This window comes from Streptomyces sp. NPDC005955, assembly GCF_042871255.1.
Classification (GTDB): domain Bacteria; phylum Actinomycetota; class Actinomycetes; order Streptomycetales; family Streptomycetaceae; genus Streptomyces.
In genome coordinates this window covers 256,493-276,277 of the sequence record NZ_JBIAIF010000009.1, presented here as the reverse complement: position 1 = coordinate 276,277, position 19,785 = coordinate 256,493, and the positions used below count along the sequence as shown (strand labels likewise).

Sequence of the window (19,785 nt, the reverse complement as noted above, 5' to 3'; positions counted from 1 at the left end):
GGCGAGCAGCCCCGTCCGGCGGTCCGGACGCGACGACTTCAACGACGGTAGAGGAAGGGTCTGACAATCCAACTTAATAGAATACATAAGCGACATTTAGCACATGCGTGCTGACGCAGGGACAGGCCGGCCTTACCGGCCAAGGCCAAGGCCGGTCTGCGACGTTCACAGCGGGGCCAGTGCAACGACCAGGAGCAACCCCAGGCGCGGTCCATCGCGATATGCCGCTTGCGACTGTTGGCTGCTGACCGCTGTCGCAGTCGCGCAAGACGGCGGGGACCGAAGCCGGCCAGCCTCACCGACCGCGTGTCGACGACCGCCGTGGCCGGCTCCGGCCCCCTCCCGCTGGCCCACCTTGCAGCGCAACCGGTAGTGGGTCTCGGCTAGTTGGCCCCCCTGCCGACAGAGAAGGAAGGCGGCCCCGGCCCGCGGGGATGCCATGCCCGCTGGCACCGGCCGTCAGAAGATCCTCCCTCGACCAGGATGCGTGCCCGGGCAACGCTCCTCCGAGCAGGCAGTACCGGCGCCTTCGCTCTGCCCCACGGCACGGTGCGGAAGCCGCTCGTGGACAACGGCTCCCGCACCGTGCCGTGGGCGGTAGAGGCCGGACGGCCGGATACCGGCCCTGCCCACCCCGCACTTGCGGGCGGGGCGGTCCGGAGGTCAGCCCGCGAACCGCCGAATGGGCGCGGCCCAGGAAGGTTCCGGCGCCGCCCACCACGCGCCCGCTTCTTCAGAGGCGCCGGCTGGGAGCGCTGCTCCCCGGAGTTGCTCCGGTTCGATGCCCAGGGCGGTCAGTGCGGTGATCTGCAGCGAGGTCAACTGTGCGGCGCCGCTGCGGTGCTTGGTGATCCAGCGGTTGAGGAGGACCTCGTCGCCGTGGAGGTTCTCCCGGTGTCCGGCAGGGACCTGGAGGTGGCCTTCGCGTCTGTGGAACTGGCGGGCGGCTTTCAGCCCGCGGTGGAAGGCACGGGTCCTGGGGTGGGAGGCCGGCAGGAGCAGCATGCTGTGGGGGTGTGTGCTGGGGTGCTGGGCTGCGAGGTCGCTCAGGAGTCGGAGCTGCTGGGGGTGCAGGTCGTGTTGGCGTGCGATCTGGTGGTCCAGCCAGGTGGCCGGGGTTTGGCCGGATACGGGTGTGGGCGTGGCTGTCTGGTGAGCGGCTTGGAGGCAGACGTGGGTGTAGTCGTGCTGCCATTCGGTGCCCCAGGGCGGGTTCCACCAGGGGTCGACGGCTTTGAGGGCTTCACTGCGCGCGGAGTGCATGCGGCCGCTGTCGGCGAGGGCGCGCTGGCGGTGGAGCCAGCGGTACATGGGACCGTCGCTGGTGCTGGGGGCGGTGGTGACGGTGAGGGTGCCGTGGGTGTCGGCGAAGGCGATGGCCTGGGTGAGGCGGCTTTCGAAGCTGCGCGGGGGGTGGGGCCAGGATATGTGCAGGGTTTCCAGGGCGAGGGCCCGGTCGGGGGCGAGGTCGCCTTTGGCGTAGAGGGAGCGCTGCTGTCCGATCCACAGGCCGAGGGGGTAGTTGAAGGGGTCTGTGTATTCGCTGGGAACGTTGAGGTGGTGGTGGCGCTCGTAGTAGCCGACGGCGGCTGCCCAGCCGGTTGCCCATACGCGGGTGTCGACCTCGTGGGCGCGCAGGCCGGTGAGCGGTGCGATCTCGGCGGCGCGCTCGGGTGCCGGGGGGAGGGGGTCTGCGGCTGTGTCGCGGTCGGGGTCGCCGAATCGGCGCCAGAGTTGGGAGTCGTGTTCGCGCAGTCCGTTGAGGACCTCCCAGAGGATTCTGTACGCGGACGATTCGAGGGCCTTCTCGGTGGTCTGGCGGCGGCCGACGTAGATGGGGATGATCAGGAGGGCGACCTTGCCGGCGCCTGGGGGCTGGCGCAGGGCGCGGCCGAGGGCCTGGATGATGTCGGAGGGGCTGCGTTTGGGGTCGGCGAACAGGATGGCGTCGGCGTCGGGTACGTCGACGCCTTCTCCCAGGACCCGGACGTTGGACAGGACGGCGCCATCGACGGCGCCGGGGATTCTGGTGCTGTTGGTGAGCAGGGGGATGTTTTCGAACTCGGCCAGGCGGTGGGCGCGTTCGCTGGTGGGCTGGCTGCTGTGGAGGGGGTAGGTCCACAGTTTGCGGATTCCGGTGCTGCGGGTGGTCGCGGCGACGGTGTCGGGGAGGGTCCGGCTGAACTGGTGGGCGTTGACGATGCGGCTGTGGAAGGTTATGACGCGGCGCGCTTTGTGGGTGGCCATGGCGCGCAGGAGGCTGACCTGGAGTGCGGACAGGCGCAGTCCGTCGATGTGCCGTGTGACCCCTGGGGTCTGGAGTACTGCGCGTAGTTCCTCGTCGTTGATGACGGGGACGACGATGCGGTAGTCGGCGAGGATGCCGCGGTCGATGGCGTCGGCCAGGCCCAGGCGGTAGACGACGGGTCCGTAGATGGTGGGGTCGTCCATGGATGCGAGGGGCTCGGGTGCCTTTTGCGGGCCGGTGGTCTTCCGGCGGCTCTTCGTGGGGTCGGGGAGCGCCCAGGTGCGGGGGGTGGCGGTCATGTAGAGGCGCCGCCGGGCGGGGATGGCGGCGTTGTCGTGGACGGCGGCCCATTGTTTGCCGCTGTTGCCGCTGCTGCGGTGGGCTTCGTCGATGATCACGATGGACCAGCGCGGCAGGCGGTGCTTCTTGTGGGCGCGTGTGAGCGCGGGCAGGGAGGAGTAGGTGGCGAAGACGACGGTGGGTCCGCAGTTTTGGGCGATGAGCTCGGCGATGCGGCGGGGCGCGGTCGTCAGGGGGAGGCGGACGGTGCCGGCCTGTGCGGGGGTGAGGGAGCAGACGCCGAGCATGTTCTCGACCACGCTGTCCCGGGCCCAGTGAGCTGCGGTCTGGCTGATCAGGTTCAGCGAGGGGACGACCACGAGAATGTTGCCGTCGTTTGCGAAGTGTTCGCCTACGCGCATGGCGGTGAGGATCTTGCCGCTGCCGGTGGCCGAGATGACGGTGACGCGGGACATGTGGGCGAGGCTGCGGGCAGCGGCTCTGAACGCGTCGCGCTGGTGGTCCCGCAGCTGGATGGCGGGGTGTGTCATGGGGCTGCGGGCCTTCGGTCGGGGCGGCTGTGCGGGGCAGTGCACCGGGGGTGTGGTGCAGAGCACTGCCCTGGCACCATCGACTTTGCGTCAGCTAAGTAGTCTGTTCCAAGTCATCGCGCCTCGTCGTTGCCGAGATCACAGTCCGGTACGCGGGGGCGAAAGGGTCGGGAGCGCGGGCTTGGAGGGGTGCGGTGCGGGAGCACGTGCGGGCTCTGCCGCTGCGGTCGCGCTTCGTGGCCGGGGAGTCGACCGGTTCCTACGTGACCCGGCTCGCCTCGCGCAACGGGCTGACGGTTGCTGGACAGTGTCGGTGAAGGACTGTCGGCGGCGGAGGTCGATCCGCGGTACACGGAGCTGTATGTGAACCGGGCGGCCCGGGAGCGTCTGGCCGCGCTGGCCGGGCGTCCTGTCGAGGAGCTGGTCCGGGCGCTTCCCAGCCTCGGCGAGGAGTATCTGCTGTCCGACGGGAAGTCGCGGCAGCCGTTGTGGAGGTGGCCGTGGGAGCCGCGTGGCGGGTATCTGGTGCGGGGGTGCGCGCTGTGTGCTGCCGCGCGGGATGCCGGTGATTCCGTGTGGCTGATCAGTCCGGACACATGGCAGATATGCATTCACCACGGTCGCTTTACGGATAATTCGCGCGACGACCGGGAGCTGTTCATCGACCTGTCTCGCGGACCGCACGTGCTGGAGGCGGAGCGCCGCCGCGTGGAGCTCGTCCGGACCCTCGGGCCGGCGGGGCGGGCTCTGGTGGCGGACGCGTTCGGTGTTCTCGCGCACGAGTTCCGACGAGCACCGCGGCTGGGCACGTCCCGTACGACGCCGCTGGAGCTGCTGCCGTCCGTGATGAGGATCGCCTCCGTGATGGTCTCGGCCGAACGCCGGCGGCTGGCGGGGCGACTGTCGTCCCCGGAGTTTGAGCAGTGGCTGCAGCAGGCGGCATCCGGGCTCGGTCATGGCTCCGGTTGGGGCCTGAGGGCTTGGAGGGCGCAGCGCCCCGCTCTCGGCGCACCGGTTCCACGTCCTCAGCGTGGCACCTATCTGCCCCTGGCCGCACCGCACGAGCAGGTCGGCGGCATGCAGTCGGTCGACGAGCTCTCCTGCGTGCCCTGGAAGGTCCTGGCTGATGTGGAACGTCCCTATGGATAGCAAGAGGGGTCCCGGTGCCCACAGACCGGGGAAGCACTGCAGCCTCACGTTGAACAAGCAGGAATGCCTGCCCACAGACATCGACGTGCGGGTGCACTACCGCAGTGCGGCAGGCCGCACGCTGGTGCACGAGCCCGGTCTGCTGCGCGATATACCGCTGGAGGAGCGTGCACCGCTGTCCGAGCCGCATGCCTACCGGGGGCGGCGGTCCATCCTGACCGACTGGTTCTGTACGACGAACGGGGTGACCGTGTGGTGTTCCAGCACGGTCCAGATGGACGCGGCGATGCTTCTCGACTTCGATGCGGACATCGCCTGCTTCCAGTCCGGAGTCGCCGAACTGCACTGGCAGCACGAAGGACGGCAGGGGACGGTACGGCCAGCGTTCTTCGCGCGCACGCACGACGGCCGGCGGTTCGTCATCCCGCACCGCCTGGCGGCCCGGGCGGCCGAACTGGAGGAACGGGTGCTGCGTCATGCGGCGGCCGCGGCCGGATGGCAGATCCGTCCCCTTCAGGTACCTGAAGGCGTACTGCACTCCTCGCTTCGGAGCATGGCGCACTTCCGCGGTGCCGAGTTCGCCCCGGGGACGCAAGCCCGGCAGGTGCTGCTGGACGTCTTCGCCGTGCCGCGCCCGCTGCAGAAGGGTGCCGCCGTCTCGGGCCTGGGACTGCCGGCAGCCGGTCACATCTGGCATCTGCTGTGGACAGGCACGCTGGACTTCGACCGGACGCTGCCGTTGCTCCCGACCTCACGAATATGGGCAGTCCCCGGTAACGACCACTCCTGGGAGGACAACGGATGACGCCGGTTGGACCGCTGGCCGCGGCGGCGCAGCAGAGCGGGCTGCCGCTGGGTGCCCGGGTGCGGTGGCAGGGCGGAACGTACCGTGTGGTGGCACTGCAGGGCGCCGAGGTGCAGCTGGGCTGTCTGGACGAGCAGGGGCATGACGTCCGCGCCCTGGTGGCGGCGGTGGTCGGCGCTGAGGACTACGCCCTCCTGGACGATGACGGCCAGGTGCAGGATGCGGTGAGGGTGGCGGACACCAGCGGCCTGTCGTTGCTGTCGCAGGCCGAGCGAGCGGCGGTGCGGGACTGGGAACGGCATCTGCGGGAGATCGACGAGGGCGTGCCACCGGATGCCGCGGAGGGTACGGTGCCGCGCCCCAACTACGATCCGGCACGGTTCACGGTCCGCCAGCGCATCGCCGCCAAGGCCGCCGAACTGAAAGCACTGGGGTTCAAGAGCTCCTCGGTCAGCACGATCGAGCGCCGCCGACGCGCCTATCAGGCACGGGGCGTGTTCGGCCTGGTCCGCGAAGTCGTGACCGGCTCGCCGTGGGGGCGCACGGACGAGCGGGTGGTACGGCTGCTGCTGGCGGAAGTGGAAGCGGGGCGGGACGAGTCCGACGGGCACGGCACTCGCCTGTACGAGCGGCTGCAGGCCGCTGTGGAGCGGGAGCATCCCGACGAGTACGACCGGCTGATGATCTCTCGCGCCACCTTCTACCGGCTGCTGGAGCGGCTGGGCATTGCGGTGGACTCTCTGCGGTGGCCGACCCAGCGGCGGATGGACGCGGCCAACGGGGCCACTGCCCCGTACACGCCGACGTGGGCGCTCCGGCTGGGCGAGCAGGTCCAGATCGACTCCACCGGTCTGGACATCATCGCGGTCGGTGACGACGGCCGGCCGGTGCAGGTCGAGCTGACCGCGGCGATCGATGTGGCGTCGCGGTCGATCATCGGCGCGATGATCGTGCCGAAGGTTCCCGGCCGCGGCCCGCGGGGCCGTCGGCTGGGCGGGCGCGGCACCCGGTCCTTCGACGCGGTGCTGATGCTGGCGCAGGCTCTGGCGCCGATGCCCGGCCGGCCCGGCTGGTCGCCGTCGGCCCTGGCGGAGCGGTCCGAGATGCCCTATGCGGACCTGGTGGCCTGCGATCCGCGCATGGCCGGCGCCGCGGCCCGGCCGGTGATCCGGCCCCGGATGATCGTCGTCGACCACGGCAAGATCTTCAACAGTGAGCACTTCGACGACGTGTGCCGCATGCTCGGCATCAACGTGCGCCCGGCCCGGACGCGTACCGCCACCGACAAGGCCGTCATCGAGAGCACCTTCGGCGCGGTGAAGAAGCGTTTCTCGCAGTACGCCGCCGGATACACCGGTTCGGATCTCGCCCGGCGCGGCAAGCACGTCGCCGAGGGTTCGCTGTGGAGTCTGAACGAGCTGCAGGACCTGCTCGATGAGTGGATCGCCCTGGACTGGCAGCAGACTGCGCACGACGGACTGCGCAGCCCCTTCCTGCCTGGGATCACGGTCAGCCCGAACCGGATGTACGCGACGCTGGTGGCCGCCGAGGGCCACGTGCCGCTGCCGCTCACTGCCCGTGAGAACCGCAAGCTGCTGCCGTTCAAGCGGCTGAAGGTGACCGACAAGGGCGTCACCATCGACAACCGCACCTACAACAGCGAAGCCCTGCAGGAGTACAGGAACCGGCACAGCCAGATCCCCGGGCAGGGCATGCGGTGGCAGATCCGCTACAGCCCCTACGCCCCCAGGTTCGTGTGGCTCTACGACCACACCACCGACGACTGGGTGGAAGCCGAGTTCATCCACCAGCGCCTGATCAGCGACGCCTGGACCCAGTGGACCTGGGAACAGGCCACACTGCGGGTGCTGGAGGACGGCGGCCACAGGGACGACCAACGGCGCATCGCACGCGAGGTGTCCGCGCTGCGCGAGCGCGCCCGGCGCGGCCCCGACCCGCAGGCCAAGCAGGTGCCGCAGCTGTTCACCGGCCCCGTGCTGGACCTGGATGTCGACGTCCCCGATCCCTACGAAGGGGTGCCCGACCCCGACCCGGCAACAGTCGTGCGGGCACCGTCGCTGGCCATGGACGCCGAACACATCCTGGCGGCCGGAGACACCACTCCCCCACCGCGCACGGCTGCCCCGGATCAGTCGCTGCCGGCTGTACCGGACGCCCCCGAGAGCATCGACGACGACGGTCATGAGGATGAGCAGATCTCCTGGTCCCGTCCGTCCGGCGCGGACTCGCTCAGCCTGCGCGGCAACGCGGCCGACATCTTCGCCTTCGGCTACGACCGACCTGCCACCCCGCCCCTACCCAACGACCCCATACCCCACGGCAGCGCGTCCGACGACGACGCAGCAAACGGAGAATGCCTGTGAGCCGAGAAGAACTGATCCGGACTTTCAGCCCGGAGGTCGCCCATGCCGTGACCCGGCCCATCGAGGCCCCACTGCTGACCACTCGGGAGGGCTGGGACGCCGCTGCCTCACGCACGCTCCAAGCGCCCGACCTCGCGGACTGCGCTCCCAAGGGCACCCGGGTCGGGCCCCGCGACCCGCGGCTGATGTACCACGGCGAGATGCTGCCGGTCATCACCCCGGCGCTGCGCCGCGGTCTGCTCGACGCTCGGCGCCAGCTGCGCAAGAACCGCTTCAGCAGCGTCGGCCGCAGCACCAACATGATCATCGACGGGGACCGCGGCACCGGCAAGACCACCCTGCTCGTCCAGATCGGCCGCGGCTTCCAGGGACTGATCGAGGCCGACCTGGGCTCGGACGCCAACCGCATCCCGGTCATCTACCTCAGCGTCCCGCCCGAACGGGAGACCAACCTGCACTGGTCGCTGCCCTTCGCCGAGTTCCTCGGCCTCAACCACACCCTCAACCCCACCGATCGCACCCGCCGGCCGGCCGACATGACCGAGCCCGTCGCCCACGTCATGGCCCACGCCCGCACCCAGCTGGTCCTCGTCGACGGCGTGGACCGCATCCAGGACAACGAGATCACCGGCGCCTTCGACTACTTCGAAGCCCTGCAGGACCGCACCCGCGCGACGTTCGTCTTCTGCGGCACCGGCGCCCGCGAGATCGTGCACGACGCCCGCAACGGCAAGCGGCGCAAAACCCTGCCCCCGGGAATCAAGGGCAAGACCTACCTCAGCGACCTTCCGGTGCTGTGGGCCGGCGCCATCCCCTACGGCGACGACTGGCACAGCTGCGTCCAGGGCTTCGAAGAAGACCTGCGCCTCCACGACCACCAGCCCGGAACCCTGGTCAAGCTCTCCCGCTACCTCCACAAGCGCACCGGCGGCTACATCGACTCCCTCAACGACCTCATCTGCCAGGCCGCCCAGGAAGCCATCGAAACCGCACACCTGACCGGCACAGAAGCGATCACCCGCGATCTCCTCGACGACATTCGCATCGGCCGCGGCGACAACCGCTGAGCAACCGGCAGGCCACGAGGGAAGCCAGCGGTACGAAGGGGCTTCGCGATCAGCTGACCCCGACGGTGTGCGCGCTGGGCGCTGCGTCCGATAGAAACATGGCATGTGGTGGAAGCGGACGCGGTCGGCCGTCCTAGCAGTATCCGGTGTGGTGGTGCTCGGTGGAGTGGTGGCTCTTGTTTTCACTCCGCTGACGGTGCGTCTGGCGCGATGGGTGACGAGCGACGACTGGTCTTTGCTCGATGGTCCCGGCCGGGCGGCGGCTGTGGGCCAGTTTCGTCTCGCCGTCGTCCAGGTGGTCGCCGCGGTTGGGGCCGGGATCGCCCTGACCTATACCGCTCGTACGTTCCGGCTGTCTCGGCGGGGCCAGGTCACCGACCGCTTCACGAAAGCCTTGGAACGGTTGAGTTCCGGCGAGCCCTATGTGCGTCTTGGAGGTGTCCTGGCGATGGAGCAGATCGTGCAGGATGCGCCAGATCAGGGCGACGCTGCGGCACGGGTACTCAACGCATTCGTCCGCAAGGAGGCACCGCCTGCCGCGACGACGACACTGGCGACAGCGCAGTTGGCGAAGAAGCCGGACGCGCAGGTCCAAGAAGCGCTGCGCGCGCTCACCGCGGCGCGCCCACGACGTGGTGGCAGTGGTGTGCGGGTGGACCTGGCCGGCCTGCATCTGCGGAAGGTGCAACTGGCCGGCGCGTATCTGAACGGGGCCCGGCTGGAGGGGGTCAGGCTCAGTGAAGCGAACCTGCGCGGTGCGAGGTTCAGAGACGCCAACCTCAAAGGGGCTGATCTCACGAAAACCGATCTCACCGACGCCGATCTGAAAGGCGCCGACCTCACTTGTGCCGACCTGTCCTCCGCGTTGGGCCTGACGGCCGCTCAGGTGCTTCAGGCCGGCAGCTTGATCGGCTGCGTGCTGCCGGATGCAGTTGCCGCGAACAGTGCAGTCGCCGCACGCCTCTCTCCGAGTGAGTGACGGGCCCTTGGGCCGCGGGGTTCGTGCTGTGGTGGCGGGGCGTGCGCCGCAGGGAAGCGGTCAGGCTTCCAGGGCCCAGTCCGCGATGGGCTCCGGCAGGCGGTCCAGTACTTGGGTACGGGTCGTCAATTCGCGCAGGTTCTGCCAGAAACGGCGCCTGATCATCTGGGGTGTCGTGCCGTGGAGCACGGCCAGCCGCTGTTCGAGCGGGGCAACAACTCCTGGACGGGCCGCGCCGGTGGCACGTCTGCTGGCGGGAAAGTCGGTCTCGGGCAAAAGGCGTTGCAGAGGGAAGGCCGCGAGTGTCTCGTCCGGCATGGCGGCGTTGACGGAGAAGTAGGCACCCAGGCTGATGGCATGCTGCCGCTCTTCGGGAGTACCGAGGAACCAGTGCAGGATGATCCCCGGATGCGGGTGGCTGGTGAGCAGGTCCATCAAAGCAGCGGTACGTCCGCTGCTGTGCAGCGAGAGGAGGACCGGTTCATCGCGGGCGGCGGTAAAGATCTGGGTGAGGACGGACCGCTGCAGTTCGAGGCTGCCGCGGCGATCGAGCCCGACTTCTCCGATGAAGCAGGTCCGCTGCAGTGTGGTGCGGAACTGGTGTGGGTTGAAGTCTTTGAGGGCGGCGGACACCGCCGGGTGCACGCCAGTGCCCCAGACCAGGGTGGGGTCGCGGCGTCGCAGGGCGTGGTCGGTCTCGGCCGGGGTGCGCGACACCGCAAAGACAACGGCTCCGTTCAAGGCGCTGATCTGGGAGTCAGTCACGTCAGGGGCGATGTGGGCGTGACAGTCCAGCGCGGGCAGTTCGTTAGGGAAGAGGGACACGGCTCAGTTCCTGAATGCCTCGCTGGCACAAATCCACGATGGCATCAATGTCGGCTTCGGGAGGCAGATTGCCTACGGCGAGGATATCGATTTCGTCGATGCCGTTGAGGTAGGCATGCTGGACATCCAGGACGTCTCTCCGGCGGCGCTTGAGCAGCAATTCCCGTGAGGGGCCCGCCAGATGGTCGACGAGGTAGACGGTGGGGTCGTGGCGGGGGCCGACGGTAAAGGATCCGCGACGCACAAAGCAGGCCACGCACAGCCCACAGTTGAGGTTGGCGTTGCCGCCCTTGTAGCGGCCTCCGTCGAGTTTTCCGCACGAGACAGTCGCGGCGGCAGCGGCAAGGAGCGCGTCTCCGGCGCGGTTGTGGGCCCGTTCCAGGAGCTCTCCCTTGGTGCAGTGGAGATAGGGGTTGCCGATGGTGACGGGGATAGCTGTGGCGGCCAGAAGGGCATTGAGGCGGCTGAAGGTGCCTGGGTGGGTGGACCGGGTGGTCAGGGCACCGCCACGTGCGGTGGCCAGTGGCGGGTTAATGCTGGTGAATCCGTTCTCGGGCACGGTCACCTGCGGGCTCGACGCGGTGGCCGCCGTGGCAGTTGCAAGCGCGGCAAACAGCAAGCTGCGGCTCCGTGAGGTGGATTCAGCGGGAGTACCGTTGGGGCGGATCTTGATGCTGTGGTGGCGCAGGGGGGAGGAGACGCGGCCTTGCAGCCAGGAGTTGGCCATGTTCTGCGCGCTCCGTACTGCGGTACTGCCGTCGTAGTGGCTGAGATAGATCCGCTCGGTGCCGTCCTGCAAGTGATCGGCAGCTCCGCACAGCGAGTCAAGCCCGCCGCTGAGGAGCATGACGTCATCGGCGGGCACGAGGGGGGCGCGCGTACGGGCAGTCACGGTGGCGGGCACGGCGCGCAGGTGCCATACGTCACCGGTCAGCCAGTGCAGGAGCTCTTCGGTCAGCTCACCGGGTGCACTGTTCCAGGGTTCGGGATTGACGGTGTGGACGGCGAGTTCGAATGTCCTTACGAACGTGGTGGGGCGGGGGGTTCTGCGATCGGCGAGGTAGGCCGCAGCAGCGATGCGCACCAGGTCGGAGGCCTCCACGGGGACGGCGCCGATCAGGTCGAGGTCCCATCCAAGATCGCCGGCCACTTCCGGCGTGGGACTGTGGGCAGCGGTGCGGGCCCAACGCAGGGCCGTGGCGGAGGGTTCGTGCTGCTGGGCGTCGTGGGGCAACACTTCGAGAGCAGTTGTCATGAGCGTCGTGCGCGGAGCATGCGCAGTGCCTCCCCGGTCACCTTGGCCGCTGTTGCGGTGAACTCTTGTACGGTCATGCGGCGCGTGTCGGGGACATCGATGTTCTTGAGGCGGCGCTCAAGCCAGGAGCGGACCCATCGTTGTTTGCTGATCGCTTCCTGCGCCGTCAGGTCTCCTTGTGCCTTTTGTGATCCGAGTTCGACCAGCGAGAGTTCGTAGATCCATTCAGTGACGAGTCCGCGCAGACCGTCTTGTTGCGCGGGTGGATCAGGATCGACGAGCACGGCCTTAACGTACCTGGTAGCGGCCTTGCGCAGGGCCGCCTCATCGGGGTGGCCCGCGTCACCGAGCACCGTCTGCAGGATGCGCGAGACCTGCGCGAGCGGGCGCAGGCTGCGCAGTTCGGCGAGGTCCAGGCCGAGTTCTCGCAGTCGGGCCGCGTCCCCGTTTCGCAATGCGTAGGCGCCGGCCAGAGCAGCGGCGCCGCGGGAGGATCCCTTGATGACCTGGCGTCTTGAACCGGCACCAGCTCTTCCGACGAGGTTGCGGGTGCCTCCCCCTCCGCCGCCGCCCCCGTTGCCGCCGCGTCGGGGAGAGGCCAACAGCCCGGAGAGCGCGTACGGGTTGGCCGGTGGCCTCCCGCGGTCGGCGTCGTCTTTCTGTAGAGCGGTGGACAGCGCGCTGAGCACGCTGTCGAGGAGCTGCTCCTGACCGTCCGGGAGGTCGGGCGGAGCTTGGGAGCCACTGCCGGAGGACACAGAGGCGGGCAGGGCGTCGAACGCTTCGTGGGCGTGCTTCCAGTCCGCGTTGCCGCTCCCTCCGTAGGAACCGGAAGTGCCCATCAGTTACTGCCTGCGGTCGTGATCCGTGCATTTTCCTGCGTCGCCGGCTCGATGTCGGTGGCCTCGGCCAGCTGCGGAATCAGCGCCTGCAGTTCCTCGACGCCGCTGCTGTCCATGTCGACGACGGCTCCGGGCATGAGGTATTTGCGGATCTCCCACAGCCCCTGCGCGACGGCTGACCGCAGTTCGGGGGTGTGGATTGCGATATGCACCAGTGACTCGGCCAGCGGATCGGTGTCCGACTCGCGGCGGGCGCGCTGAACCAGGGCGTCGACGACAGCCTGCTGGTCGGTGACCAGCGCGGTCACGATCTCGGCCTGGGCGTCACGCCGGTGTGGTTCAGAGGCGCTCGCCAAGTCACTGACCCAGGTGAGCTGCTGCTGTGTCAGGGACGCGGCGGCGGTGAGACTGACCAGCGATGCGGCCAGACTCAGGTACGGGCCGATCGGCGCGGTGGTGAGATCGGGATCCGATGCGGCCCATTCTCTGCTGTCCTCGGTGACCTCAGCGGGCTTGTCCTTCTCCTCGTCCCGACCCCAGGCCTGCCAGCGTTCCAATAGCTCGGCCCGCTGGGCTTCCTGTAGACGGACGAGTGTCTCGAAGTCCTTGCCGTGGCTGTCCTCCAGCAGCATGAGCTTGGCGATCACCGAGGCGTCGATGTTGATGCCGTGCCGCTCAGCGATGCGGGTGCGCAGCGCGAATGCGTTCAAAAACCGCTTGATACTGCGAGGGCTTCCCGTACGGTGCGCGGCCAGGCCTGCGGCAAAGCGGCTGGCCAGTGCCAGAGTGTCGGCGTCGGGCACCCACGGCAGGTCCTGCATGTCGGCCAGAACTGGTGAGCGTCCCTGCGCGCGACGCTGCTGGGCGTGCGTAACCAGCCGCTCATAGTCCCCCTCCTGTTCGCACCGGCGCTGTGAAAGCAGGAGAGCGATGAAGGCGCCCGCCTCGTCCGTACTGATACGCGGCAAAGACAGCGGCAGTTGAACAATCTTCTCCACGTAGCGGAGTGCGAACTGCTCGCCGCGGCCCGTAGCGTCAAGACTGACAGCAATGGACTCGCGCACCATCTCCTGATCGGCCGCTAGGACGAACGCCACCTTCTTGACGGACAGGAACAGCTTGATGGCCTCCAACGTGGCCATCACGGCGTCCGGCAGGCACCGGTCTAGATCGTCCACCAAGACAACGAGGCGCTGGAGAGGTTCCACGTCCTGAAGCAGCTTGGCGAACTCGCTGCGGAATCCCGCCAGGCTCTTGGCGTCATGCCTCGGCTGCGGCGTGAAGGCTTTGACGAGGTCTTCGGTCTGCGCCACGAGCTGACCGCGAGCCATACTGGCCGCAACACGTGACCAGCTGATCCGTTCCAGGAGACCCTTCGCAGCATCCTCGAGACCCGCGTCCGGGTAGGCCGTCAGCAGGTCCTGCAGGACTTCACCGATGACAGCGCCACGCACGTCGAACTGGTCGTCGAACTCCCACGGATCGAGACGGATGACGCGATATCCGGGTTCCTGGTCCAAAACCTGATGCAAGAGGCCGAGGACGGTGGATTTCCCTCCACCCCAGGGGGCGTTGATACCGATCGTCACGGGGTCCAGAGACGGCGACCGCAAGGCGGCCACGACAGTGTCGACGATCGAAGCGAATCCCAGAAGATCCACCGTCGTCGGGTTGTCATCCCACAGCTGCAGTTCACTCATCAGGTGCCCCCCGGCAGGCCGATCCACACGCTCGCCGTTTCACCCCACCGACGGATTCCCGTCTCCACACCGCTTACCAGCGGACGAAACGGCGCTACAGCAGCAGCGAGCACAGGTGATCAGGCACACATCGAAGAGTCCCATGCCAAACCAGCAGCATCACCCTCCAATCAAAACCATACATACCACGGCGCCGACGCGAGCTCGGAAAGCGACACGCCAGCAAGCACGCCGGCGGCAACCACATCAAGATCGAACGTGACCGGCCACTGCAGCCTGTTCGACCCGCTGAGACCACTTCCGGCGGGGAGCCAGGGAGCGAGGCCCCGGGGCCGGAGGCGCCTACGCGCAGAGATGTCCGCTGCTGGCCGCGCTGGCCAGCCGTGATATCACGGCCGCTCCCCCATCAGCACAACTACGGCAGCCCACGCCGGGGGCACGCTCAGCATCCCGCCACAAAACCTTGCCGCGCCCAAGGTCGTCTCAGTGGAAGTGACGCCGCGTCTCATGATCTGCACAAGAGCAGTTCACAGCTCCGACGTACGACCAGTCCGCGAGATTTCAGCAGCCAATCGCCCGGAAGATCACCTTCTCAGCATGTGAAGGTGTGCAGGTCAGAAGCTTGAAGCATAGTCACGTGCTGCAAACATATTGAGACGACATATCCTCAACCGCACCACCACCGTCCGTACTCCCCCACCACGCCGCTCCCAGAGCCGGTACCAGGCACCCCGACCGCAGCCGGGGGCCACGTATGCAGGAGAGGACAGCCTCGACGGCCTCGACCAAGACCAGGAAACACAAGGCCTCGCGCAGGAGGGGACTGCGGAGGGCCCGGCCGCGCCGGTGAGCGGGTACGGGCTCTACGACGCAGAGGAAGAAGCTCTCAAGTGGTGACCGGCCCCCGCCCGGGAGCAGGAAGCAGTCCTGTCACAGCACACGGAAAGGACGCCCGAGCAGGGCACGGCATAAGCGCACCGGCCGGCGACGGGCCAACTGGCGCGGCATGGCCGGTGACGACCTGGCAGGGCTGGCAGCACTTCGCCACCACCCCTCCCCCACAACCACCCGCACCCGGAGAACCCCAACGAAGTGCGGAAGAACGCCTCGCCTACCACTCCGCGTTCGTCACGGTACGGACCCCGGCCATCGACACCCTCACCACCAACGTGCGCACACTGATGATCCTGGGACAGCACCAGCAGACCACCGCACGGCCCTCGCTGATCGTCACCGGGCCGGCAGCCGCCGGAAAGACCACCGCCCTCCTGCACACCGGGCGCACCTGCCACCTAGCCCACACCCGACAGCACCCGCCACCGGACCACAGCATGCACGCACCGGTGCCCGTGGCATATGTGCTGGTCCCGCCCGCGGCGAGCGCGAAAGCCCTCGCAACCGAGTTCGCCCGCTACCTCGGCATCCCCGTGACCGGCCGGATGACGCAGGCCCAGATCACCGACGCCGTCTGCCACACCTACAACCACACCGGCGTACGCCTGATCCTCATCGACGAGATCCACCGACTCAACCCTCGCACCACCACCGGCGCGGAAACCGCCGACCTCCTCAAAGACCTCACCGAACGCATCCGCGCGACCTTCGTGTACGCGGGCATCGACGTCACCACCACCGCCCTTTTCTCCGGCGTACGCGGAGCCCAACTCGCCGGGCGAGCCTCCCTGGTGGAATGCGGCGCCTTCCCCGCACGCCTAGGGAAACACGAACCCTTCCGCGAACTCATCACGGGCGTGGAAGCAGCACTCGATCTCCGGGCACACCAGCCAGGCACCCTCCCCCGCCACCCCGCCTACCTCCACCAACGCACCGCAGGACGCATCGGATCCCTGACCCGCCTGATCCGCCAAGCAGCCATCACCGCCATCCACGACGGCACCGAACGCATCACCAAGCAAACCCTCGAAGCGATCCGCCTGGACCACCTCGCCGAAACCCACCACCGGCCCACCACACCCCGCCGCTAACCCCCGGGCCGTCCGACGACCTCAGAGCACGCAACGCTGTGACCAGGGAATACGCACACCGGTTCTTTAGAAGACAGGACCCCACGAGAGACACGGGAAAAATCCCAACGAAAACGAGAGAACCCCACACCAGCAAGCCCACAGCCCCGCAAGACCACGCTCACACAGTCTCAACCAAACCGGGATAACCCCAGCACAGGACACCGCCTGTACCGCAACTACACCCCTACGAAACGACAGGAAACAGCCCCGGAGTGCATGGCCGCGCATCACCAACGTCACGACGCTTCTAATTAGAGCATTCGTTTTAGTTGCATGTTAGCCTGCGACTCGTTAGAACGATCCATCTAGAGAGTCTGGGATACTTCATGCTGAAGCAGTCGGTCACCCTCATCGGTCTCGGTCCGATGGGGCAGGCGATGGTGAGCGTCCTCCTGGACAACGGTCACGAGGTGACCGTCTGGAACCGCACCGCAAGCAAGGCCGAGGGCGTGGTGTCCAGGGGCGCCGAGCTCGCCCCCACCGTGGCCGACGCGCTGGAGGCCAACGAACTGGTGATCCTGAGTCTGACGGACTACTCCGCGATGTACACGATCCTCGGCGACGCTGCCGACGCTCTGGCGGGCAAGACAGTGGTCAACCTCAGCTCGGACACCCCGGAGAAGACCCGCGCCGGTGCCAAGTGGATCGAGAGTCACGGCGGCCGGCACGTCACCGGCGGCGTGAACGCCTCCCCCACCGGCATCGGCGCCCCGGAGTCCTTCACCTTCTACAGCGGCCCCAAGGACGCCTTCGAGTCGGTCCAGGAGACCCTAAAGTTCCTCTCCAAGACCGACTACAAGGGCGAGGACCCGGGTCTTGCCGCCCTGTACTACCAGCTTCAGCTGGACGTCTTTTGGACCACGGTGACCTCGTGGCTGCATGCCCTGGCGGTGGCCGACGCCAACGGCATCAAGGCCGAGGACCTCCTGCCCTACGTCTCGCCCCAGCTGGCCCAGATGCCCGCCTTCATCGGCTACTACTCGGGCCGGATCGACGCGGGCAACTACGCCGGTGACATCGAGCGCCTGTCCATGGCGGTGGCCAGCATCGACCACGTCGTGGAGACCGCCAGGGACTCCGGCGTCGACACCTCGCTGCCTGCCAAGGTCCTGGAGATCTTCCAGCGGGGCATCGCGGACGGCCGCGCCGAGGACAGCGCCACCAGCCTGGTCGAGATCTTCAAGAAGGCCTCGACGTAAGGCACTTCGCCACGGCCGGGACTTGCTACCGGCATACCGCCCTCAGCGGCGCATACCGTCACGGGTGTGCGCCGCGAGTGCTCGTGCGCCTTCCTTCGTCCGTTCGCCCACCAGAAGTTCACCCACCCGGAAGTTCGCCTACCGGAAGCCGGAGATCAGCCGGGCCAGGTGGCGGCCTGCGATCTTCAGCGGTACACCGCTCCGGGACACCTGGAGCACCAGCTCCGCCCCTTCGAGCGTCACCTCGATCGCGAAGGACGTCCTCGCCACCGACGATGCCGTGGACTCACCGCGACGCCGGACACTCCCGCACGATGGACCACCCTCTCCCCGCCGGTGGAAGCCAGCGGGCCCGGAACCGTATGCCATCGATCAGCTGCCGCCGAGGCCAGACGGACGCCCGCCCCGCCCTGGCACCCTTCGGCAACAACGGATCCGGCACCGTCCACTACTCGTCCGTGAGACTTCCCCACCCCGTGAACCGTGATCATTTCACGGCCGAAGATCCGCTTTCGCAACAGACCCTAAAGGATGTTGCAGAAGGTCCGTTTCGGGCAGGCCTGAGTGACGTCTGACCTGCTGTTTCACCGTGTCATGGCGAGGTTGTGCATGGTGGCGACGGCCTGGACTGCGTGGTGGCGACCGTCGCCCTTCTGGCTGCAGTCGCGCAGGATCTTCCAATTCTTCATCCGGGCGAAGGTGTGCTCGACGCGGGCCCGCACCCGGCGGTGCTCGGCGTTGTCCTCCTCCTGACCCCGCAGGAGTGGCCAAGCCAGCCCTTCTGCGGTGCGGGACGATCAGGCCGGTACCCAGGTAGGCGCCACCGGCGATGACGGTCGTCCCGGCCGCCGCGGCCGGCAGGTCCGACTCCCGCCAGACGTGGGCGTCGGCCTTGTTCCCGAGCGCAGGCCGGGCCGAGGCGACGACCAGGCGACTGTCGGCGTCGATGACAACCTGCACGTTCGCCGAGAGAACCGGTGTTCCTTGAGGAGACGCGCCGACGGTGCGGTCGCGGACCGGGACCAGGGTGCCGCCCACGATCCACAACCGGCCCACGTCGGCGACCGGCCGCGGGGCCTGCTCCAGCGCCAACAGCGGTCGCAGGCGCTGGACAACCCGGCAGACGATGGCTGAGGAGATCCCGAGGAGCAGGACGAGCTGCCGCACGGTGAGGTTGGTGCGGCAGCAGACGGCGACCAACAGGACCCGGTCAGCCAGCGGCAGACACCACGGACAGCCACCACCAGGACCGTTCCCACCCCCCTCCCGCACCACATTCACCAGCTTCGCGAACCGGCCGATCCACAAGCCCGCGAACCTCGCGACCCACACCAGCTCAGCCCACAACACCCCACCTATAAAGGAGAAATGCCCAGAACCGAGCCTTCTACAACACCCTTTAGACGGTGCCCGGGACGAGCCACCACTCCACCCACCACAGCGGCGGGTGCCCGGTCCGGAGCACGGTTGGATTTCACCGGATGGAATGCCGGACCCATCCGGTGGGCGGACGTCTGCGAATAGCAGGCATGGAGCACCCCCGCCACAGGCGCATCGCCACCGGTGCAGTGGCCACCTCGCCCTCCGGTAGCGCGCTGCGGCCCTTCCCACAGGCGATCCCGGCCCGCCGTGCCAGCTCCGCGTCCGTGTTGCGGACCGGCCGGACGCTCCTTCCCCATCGAGTCCCCGTCCGGGGCGACTCACCGCTCAACTGGAGATCCTGATCATGAACCGTACGCGTGCCAGCCGTATCGCGACCGCCGTGGCTACGGCCGTTGTGCTCCCCTTCGCACTGGTCGCCTGCTCCGAATCCGGCTCGGACACCAAGGCTGCTTCCACTCAGGCGTCCGAGGAGGCTGCCGCGGCCGACAAGGCACCGGCGAGTGAGGCGATGACCCCCGATCAGCCGTTCGGCCCTGCCTGCGCCGGCGTTCCGAAGGAGGGCGCGGGTTCCTTCGACGGGATGGCCAAGGACCCGGTCGCCACCGCCGCCTCCAACAACCCAGCCCTGTCCACCCTGGTCGCCGCCGTCAAGCAGGCCGGTCTGGTGGACACCCTCAACAGCGCCCGGGGCATCACCGTGTTCGCTCCGACGAACGATGCCTTCGCGAAGATCCCGAAAGCCGATCTCGACAAGGTCCTCGCGGACAAGAAGAAGCTGACCGACATCCTCACCTATCACGTCGTCGGCCGGAACCTGACGCCCGAGCAGTTGGAGAACGGGTCCTTCGAGACCCTGCAGAAGGGCATGGTCACCACCAGCGGATCCGGAAAGTCGTACAAGGTCAACGACTCCGCCAGCGTCGTCTGCGGCAATGTCAGCACCTCCAACGCCACCGTCTACATCGTCGACAGCGTGCTCATGCCCCAGTAGCCACCGCTCGCGCCTGCCTGCGTGCGCGACGTCGCCCAATGCCTGGTGCCCCTTCCTCGATGAGAGGAAGGAACACCAGGCATCGAACCGTCTGCGGATCC

Annotated in this window: 14 protein-coding genes and 1 pseudogene; 8 read left to right on the top strand and 7 right to left on the bottom strand. The window is 68.0% G+C overall.

Features of this window, described 5'->3' with window-relative positions; genetic code table 11:
- Positions 1-663: 663 nt before the first annotated feature.
- On the bottom strand, positions 664-3,078 hold the full coding sequence (locus ACFYOU_RS22745) for a Helicase associated domain protein (protein ID WP_391308001.1): 2,415 nt from the start codon (positions 3,076-3,078) through the stop codon (positions 664-666).
- Positions 3,079-3,375: 297 nt separating this feature from the next.
- Here ACFYOU_RS22745 and ACFYOU_RS22740 point away from each other — a divergent pair, with 297 nt between their 5' ends.
- The 5 genes from ACFYOU_RS22740 (at position 3,376) to ACFYOU_RS22720 (ending at position 9,462) form a co-directional block, all read left to right on the top strand.
- Positions 3,376-4,227, top strand: a complete 852-nt coding sequence (locus ACFYOU_RS22740) for a hypothetical protein (protein WP_391307999.1) — start codon at positions 3,376-3,378, stop codon at positions 4,225-4,227.
- Between the two features lie 49 nt (positions 4,228-4,276).
- Positions 4,277-5,032: a hypothetical protein gene (locus tag ACFYOU_RS22735; RefSeq protein WP_391307998.1), complete on the top strand. Its 756-nt coding sequence runs from the start codon at positions 4,277-4,279 to the stop codon at positions 5,030-5,032.
- 86 nt (positions 5,033-5,118) lie between these two features.
- A complete protein-coding gene (locus ACFYOU_RS22730; protein WP_391307997.1) occupies positions 5,119-7,416 on the top strand; it encodes a Mu transposase C-terminal domain-containing protein in 2,298 nt (765 codons plus the stop codon).
- Complete coding sequence (locus ACFYOU_RS22725; protein ID WP_351510451.1) at positions 7,413-8,483, top strand: AAA family ATPase; 1,071 nt, start codon at positions 7,413-7,415, stop codon at positions 8,481-8,483. The genes ACFYOU_RS22730 and ACFYOU_RS22725 overlap by 4 nt, the downstream gene beginning before the upstream one ends.
- Positions 8,484-8,652: 169 nt before the next feature.
- The gene (locus ACFYOU_RS22720; protein WP_391307995.1) at positions 8,653-9,462 is read left to right on the top strand and encodes a pentapeptide repeat-containing protein; all 810 of its coding nucleotides are present in this window, start codon (positions 8,653-8,655) and stop codon (positions 9,460-9,462) included.
- A 60-nt stretch (positions 9,463-9,522) separates the two neighbouring features.
- On the opposite strand, the gene ACFYOU_RS22715 is transcribed toward ACFYOU_RS22720, so the two are convergent.
- Genes ACFYOU_RS22715 through ACFYOU_RS22700 form a run of 4 tightly spaced genes read right to left on the bottom strand, consistent with a single transcriptional unit; the run spans position 9,523 to position 14,084 of the window.
- Positions 9,523-10,287 (bottom strand): TatD family hydrolase, encoded by a 765-nt coding sequence (locus ACFYOU_RS22715; RefSeq protein ID WP_391307993.1) that lies wholly within the window; start codon positions 10,285-10,287, stop codon positions 9,523-9,525.
- Positions 10,271-11,542, bottom strand: a complete 1,272-nt coding sequence (locus ACFYOU_RS22710; protein ID WP_391307992.1) for a hypothetical protein — start codon at positions 11,540-11,542, stop codon at positions 10,271-10,273. The genes ACFYOU_RS22715 and ACFYOU_RS22710 overlap by 17 nt, the downstream gene beginning before the upstream one ends.
- The gene (locus ACFYOU_RS22705) at positions 11,539-12,384 is read right to left on the bottom strand and encodes a hypothetical protein (RefSeq protein WP_351510459.1); all 846 of its coding nucleotides are present in this window, start codon (positions 12,382-12,384) and stop codon (positions 11,539-11,541) included. The genes ACFYOU_RS22710 and ACFYOU_RS22705 overlap by 4 nt, the downstream gene beginning before the upstream one ends.
- Positions 12,384-14,084 (bottom strand): P-loop NTPase fold protein, encoded by a 1,701-nt coding sequence (locus tag ACFYOU_RS22700; protein WP_351510461.1) that lies wholly within the window; start codon positions 14,082-14,084, stop codon positions 12,384-12,386. The genes ACFYOU_RS22705 and ACFYOU_RS22700 overlap by 1 nt, the downstream gene beginning before the upstream one ends.
- 1,013 nt (positions 14,085-15,097) lie before the next feature.
- Here ACFYOU_RS22700 and ACFYOU_RS22695 point away from each other — a divergent pair.
- Positions 15,098-16,069: a TniB family NTP-binding protein gene (locus ACFYOU_RS22695; RefSeq protein WP_391307991.1), complete on the top strand. Its 972-nt coding sequence runs from the start codon at positions 15,098-15,100 to the stop codon at positions 16,067-16,069.
- 368 nt (positions 16,070-16,437) lie between these two features.
- A complete protein-coding gene (locus ACFYOU_RS22690) occupies positions 16,438-17,310 on the top strand; it encodes an NAD(P)-binding domain-containing protein (protein WP_391307989.1) in 873 nt (290 codons plus the stop codon).
- A 138-nt stretch (positions 17,311-17,448) separates the two neighbouring features.
- On the opposite strand, the gene ACFYOU_RS22685 is transcribed toward ACFYOU_RS22690, so the two are convergent.
- Complete coding sequence (locus tag ACFYOU_RS22685; RefSeq protein WP_391307988.1) at positions 17,449-17,580, bottom strand: hypothetical protein; 132 nt, start codon at positions 17,578-17,580, stop codon at positions 17,449-17,451.
- A 314-nt stretch (positions 17,581-17,894) separates the two neighbouring features.
- Positions 17,895-18,669 (bottom strand): annotated as a pseudogene (locus ACFYOU_RS22680) (transposase family protein).
- A gap of 367 nt (positions 18,670-19,036) precedes the next feature.
- Here ACFYOU_RS22680 and ACFYOU_RS22675 point away from each other — a divergent pair.
- Entirely contained in the window at positions 19,037-19,684 is a 648-nt protein-coding gene (locus ACFYOU_RS22675) for a fasciclin domain-containing protein (protein WP_391307986.1), read from the top strand.
- Positions 19,685-19,785: the final 101 nt, after the last annotated feature.

Bases quoted from the DNA above. Each gene is read 5' to 3' on its own strand.
- ACFYOU_RS22745 (WP_391308001.1), bottom strand. From the start codon at position 3,078: ATGACACACCCCGCCATCCAGCTGCGGGACCACCAGCGCGACGCGTTC.
- ACFYOU_RS22710 (WP_391307992.1), bottom strand. From the start codon at position 11,542: ATGACAACTGCTCTCGAAGTGTTGCCCCACGACGCCCAGCAGCACGAA.
- ACFYOU_RS22705 (WP_351510459.1), bottom strand. From the start codon at position 12,384: ATGGGCACTTCCGGTTCCTACGGAGGGAGCGGCAACGCGGACTGGAAG.
- ACFYOU_RS22700 (WP_351510461.1), bottom strand. From the start codon at position 14,084: ATGAGTGAACTGCAGCTGTGGGATGACAACCCGACGACGGTGGATCTT.
- ACFYOU_RS22690 (WP_391307989.1), top strand. From the start codon at position 16,438: ATGCTGAAGCAGTCGGTCACCCTCATCGGTCTCGGTCCGATGGGGCAG.
- ACFYOU_RS22675 (WP_391307986.1), top strand. From the start codon at position 19,037: ATGAACCGTACGCGTGCCAGCCGTATCGCGACCGCCGTGGCTACGGCC.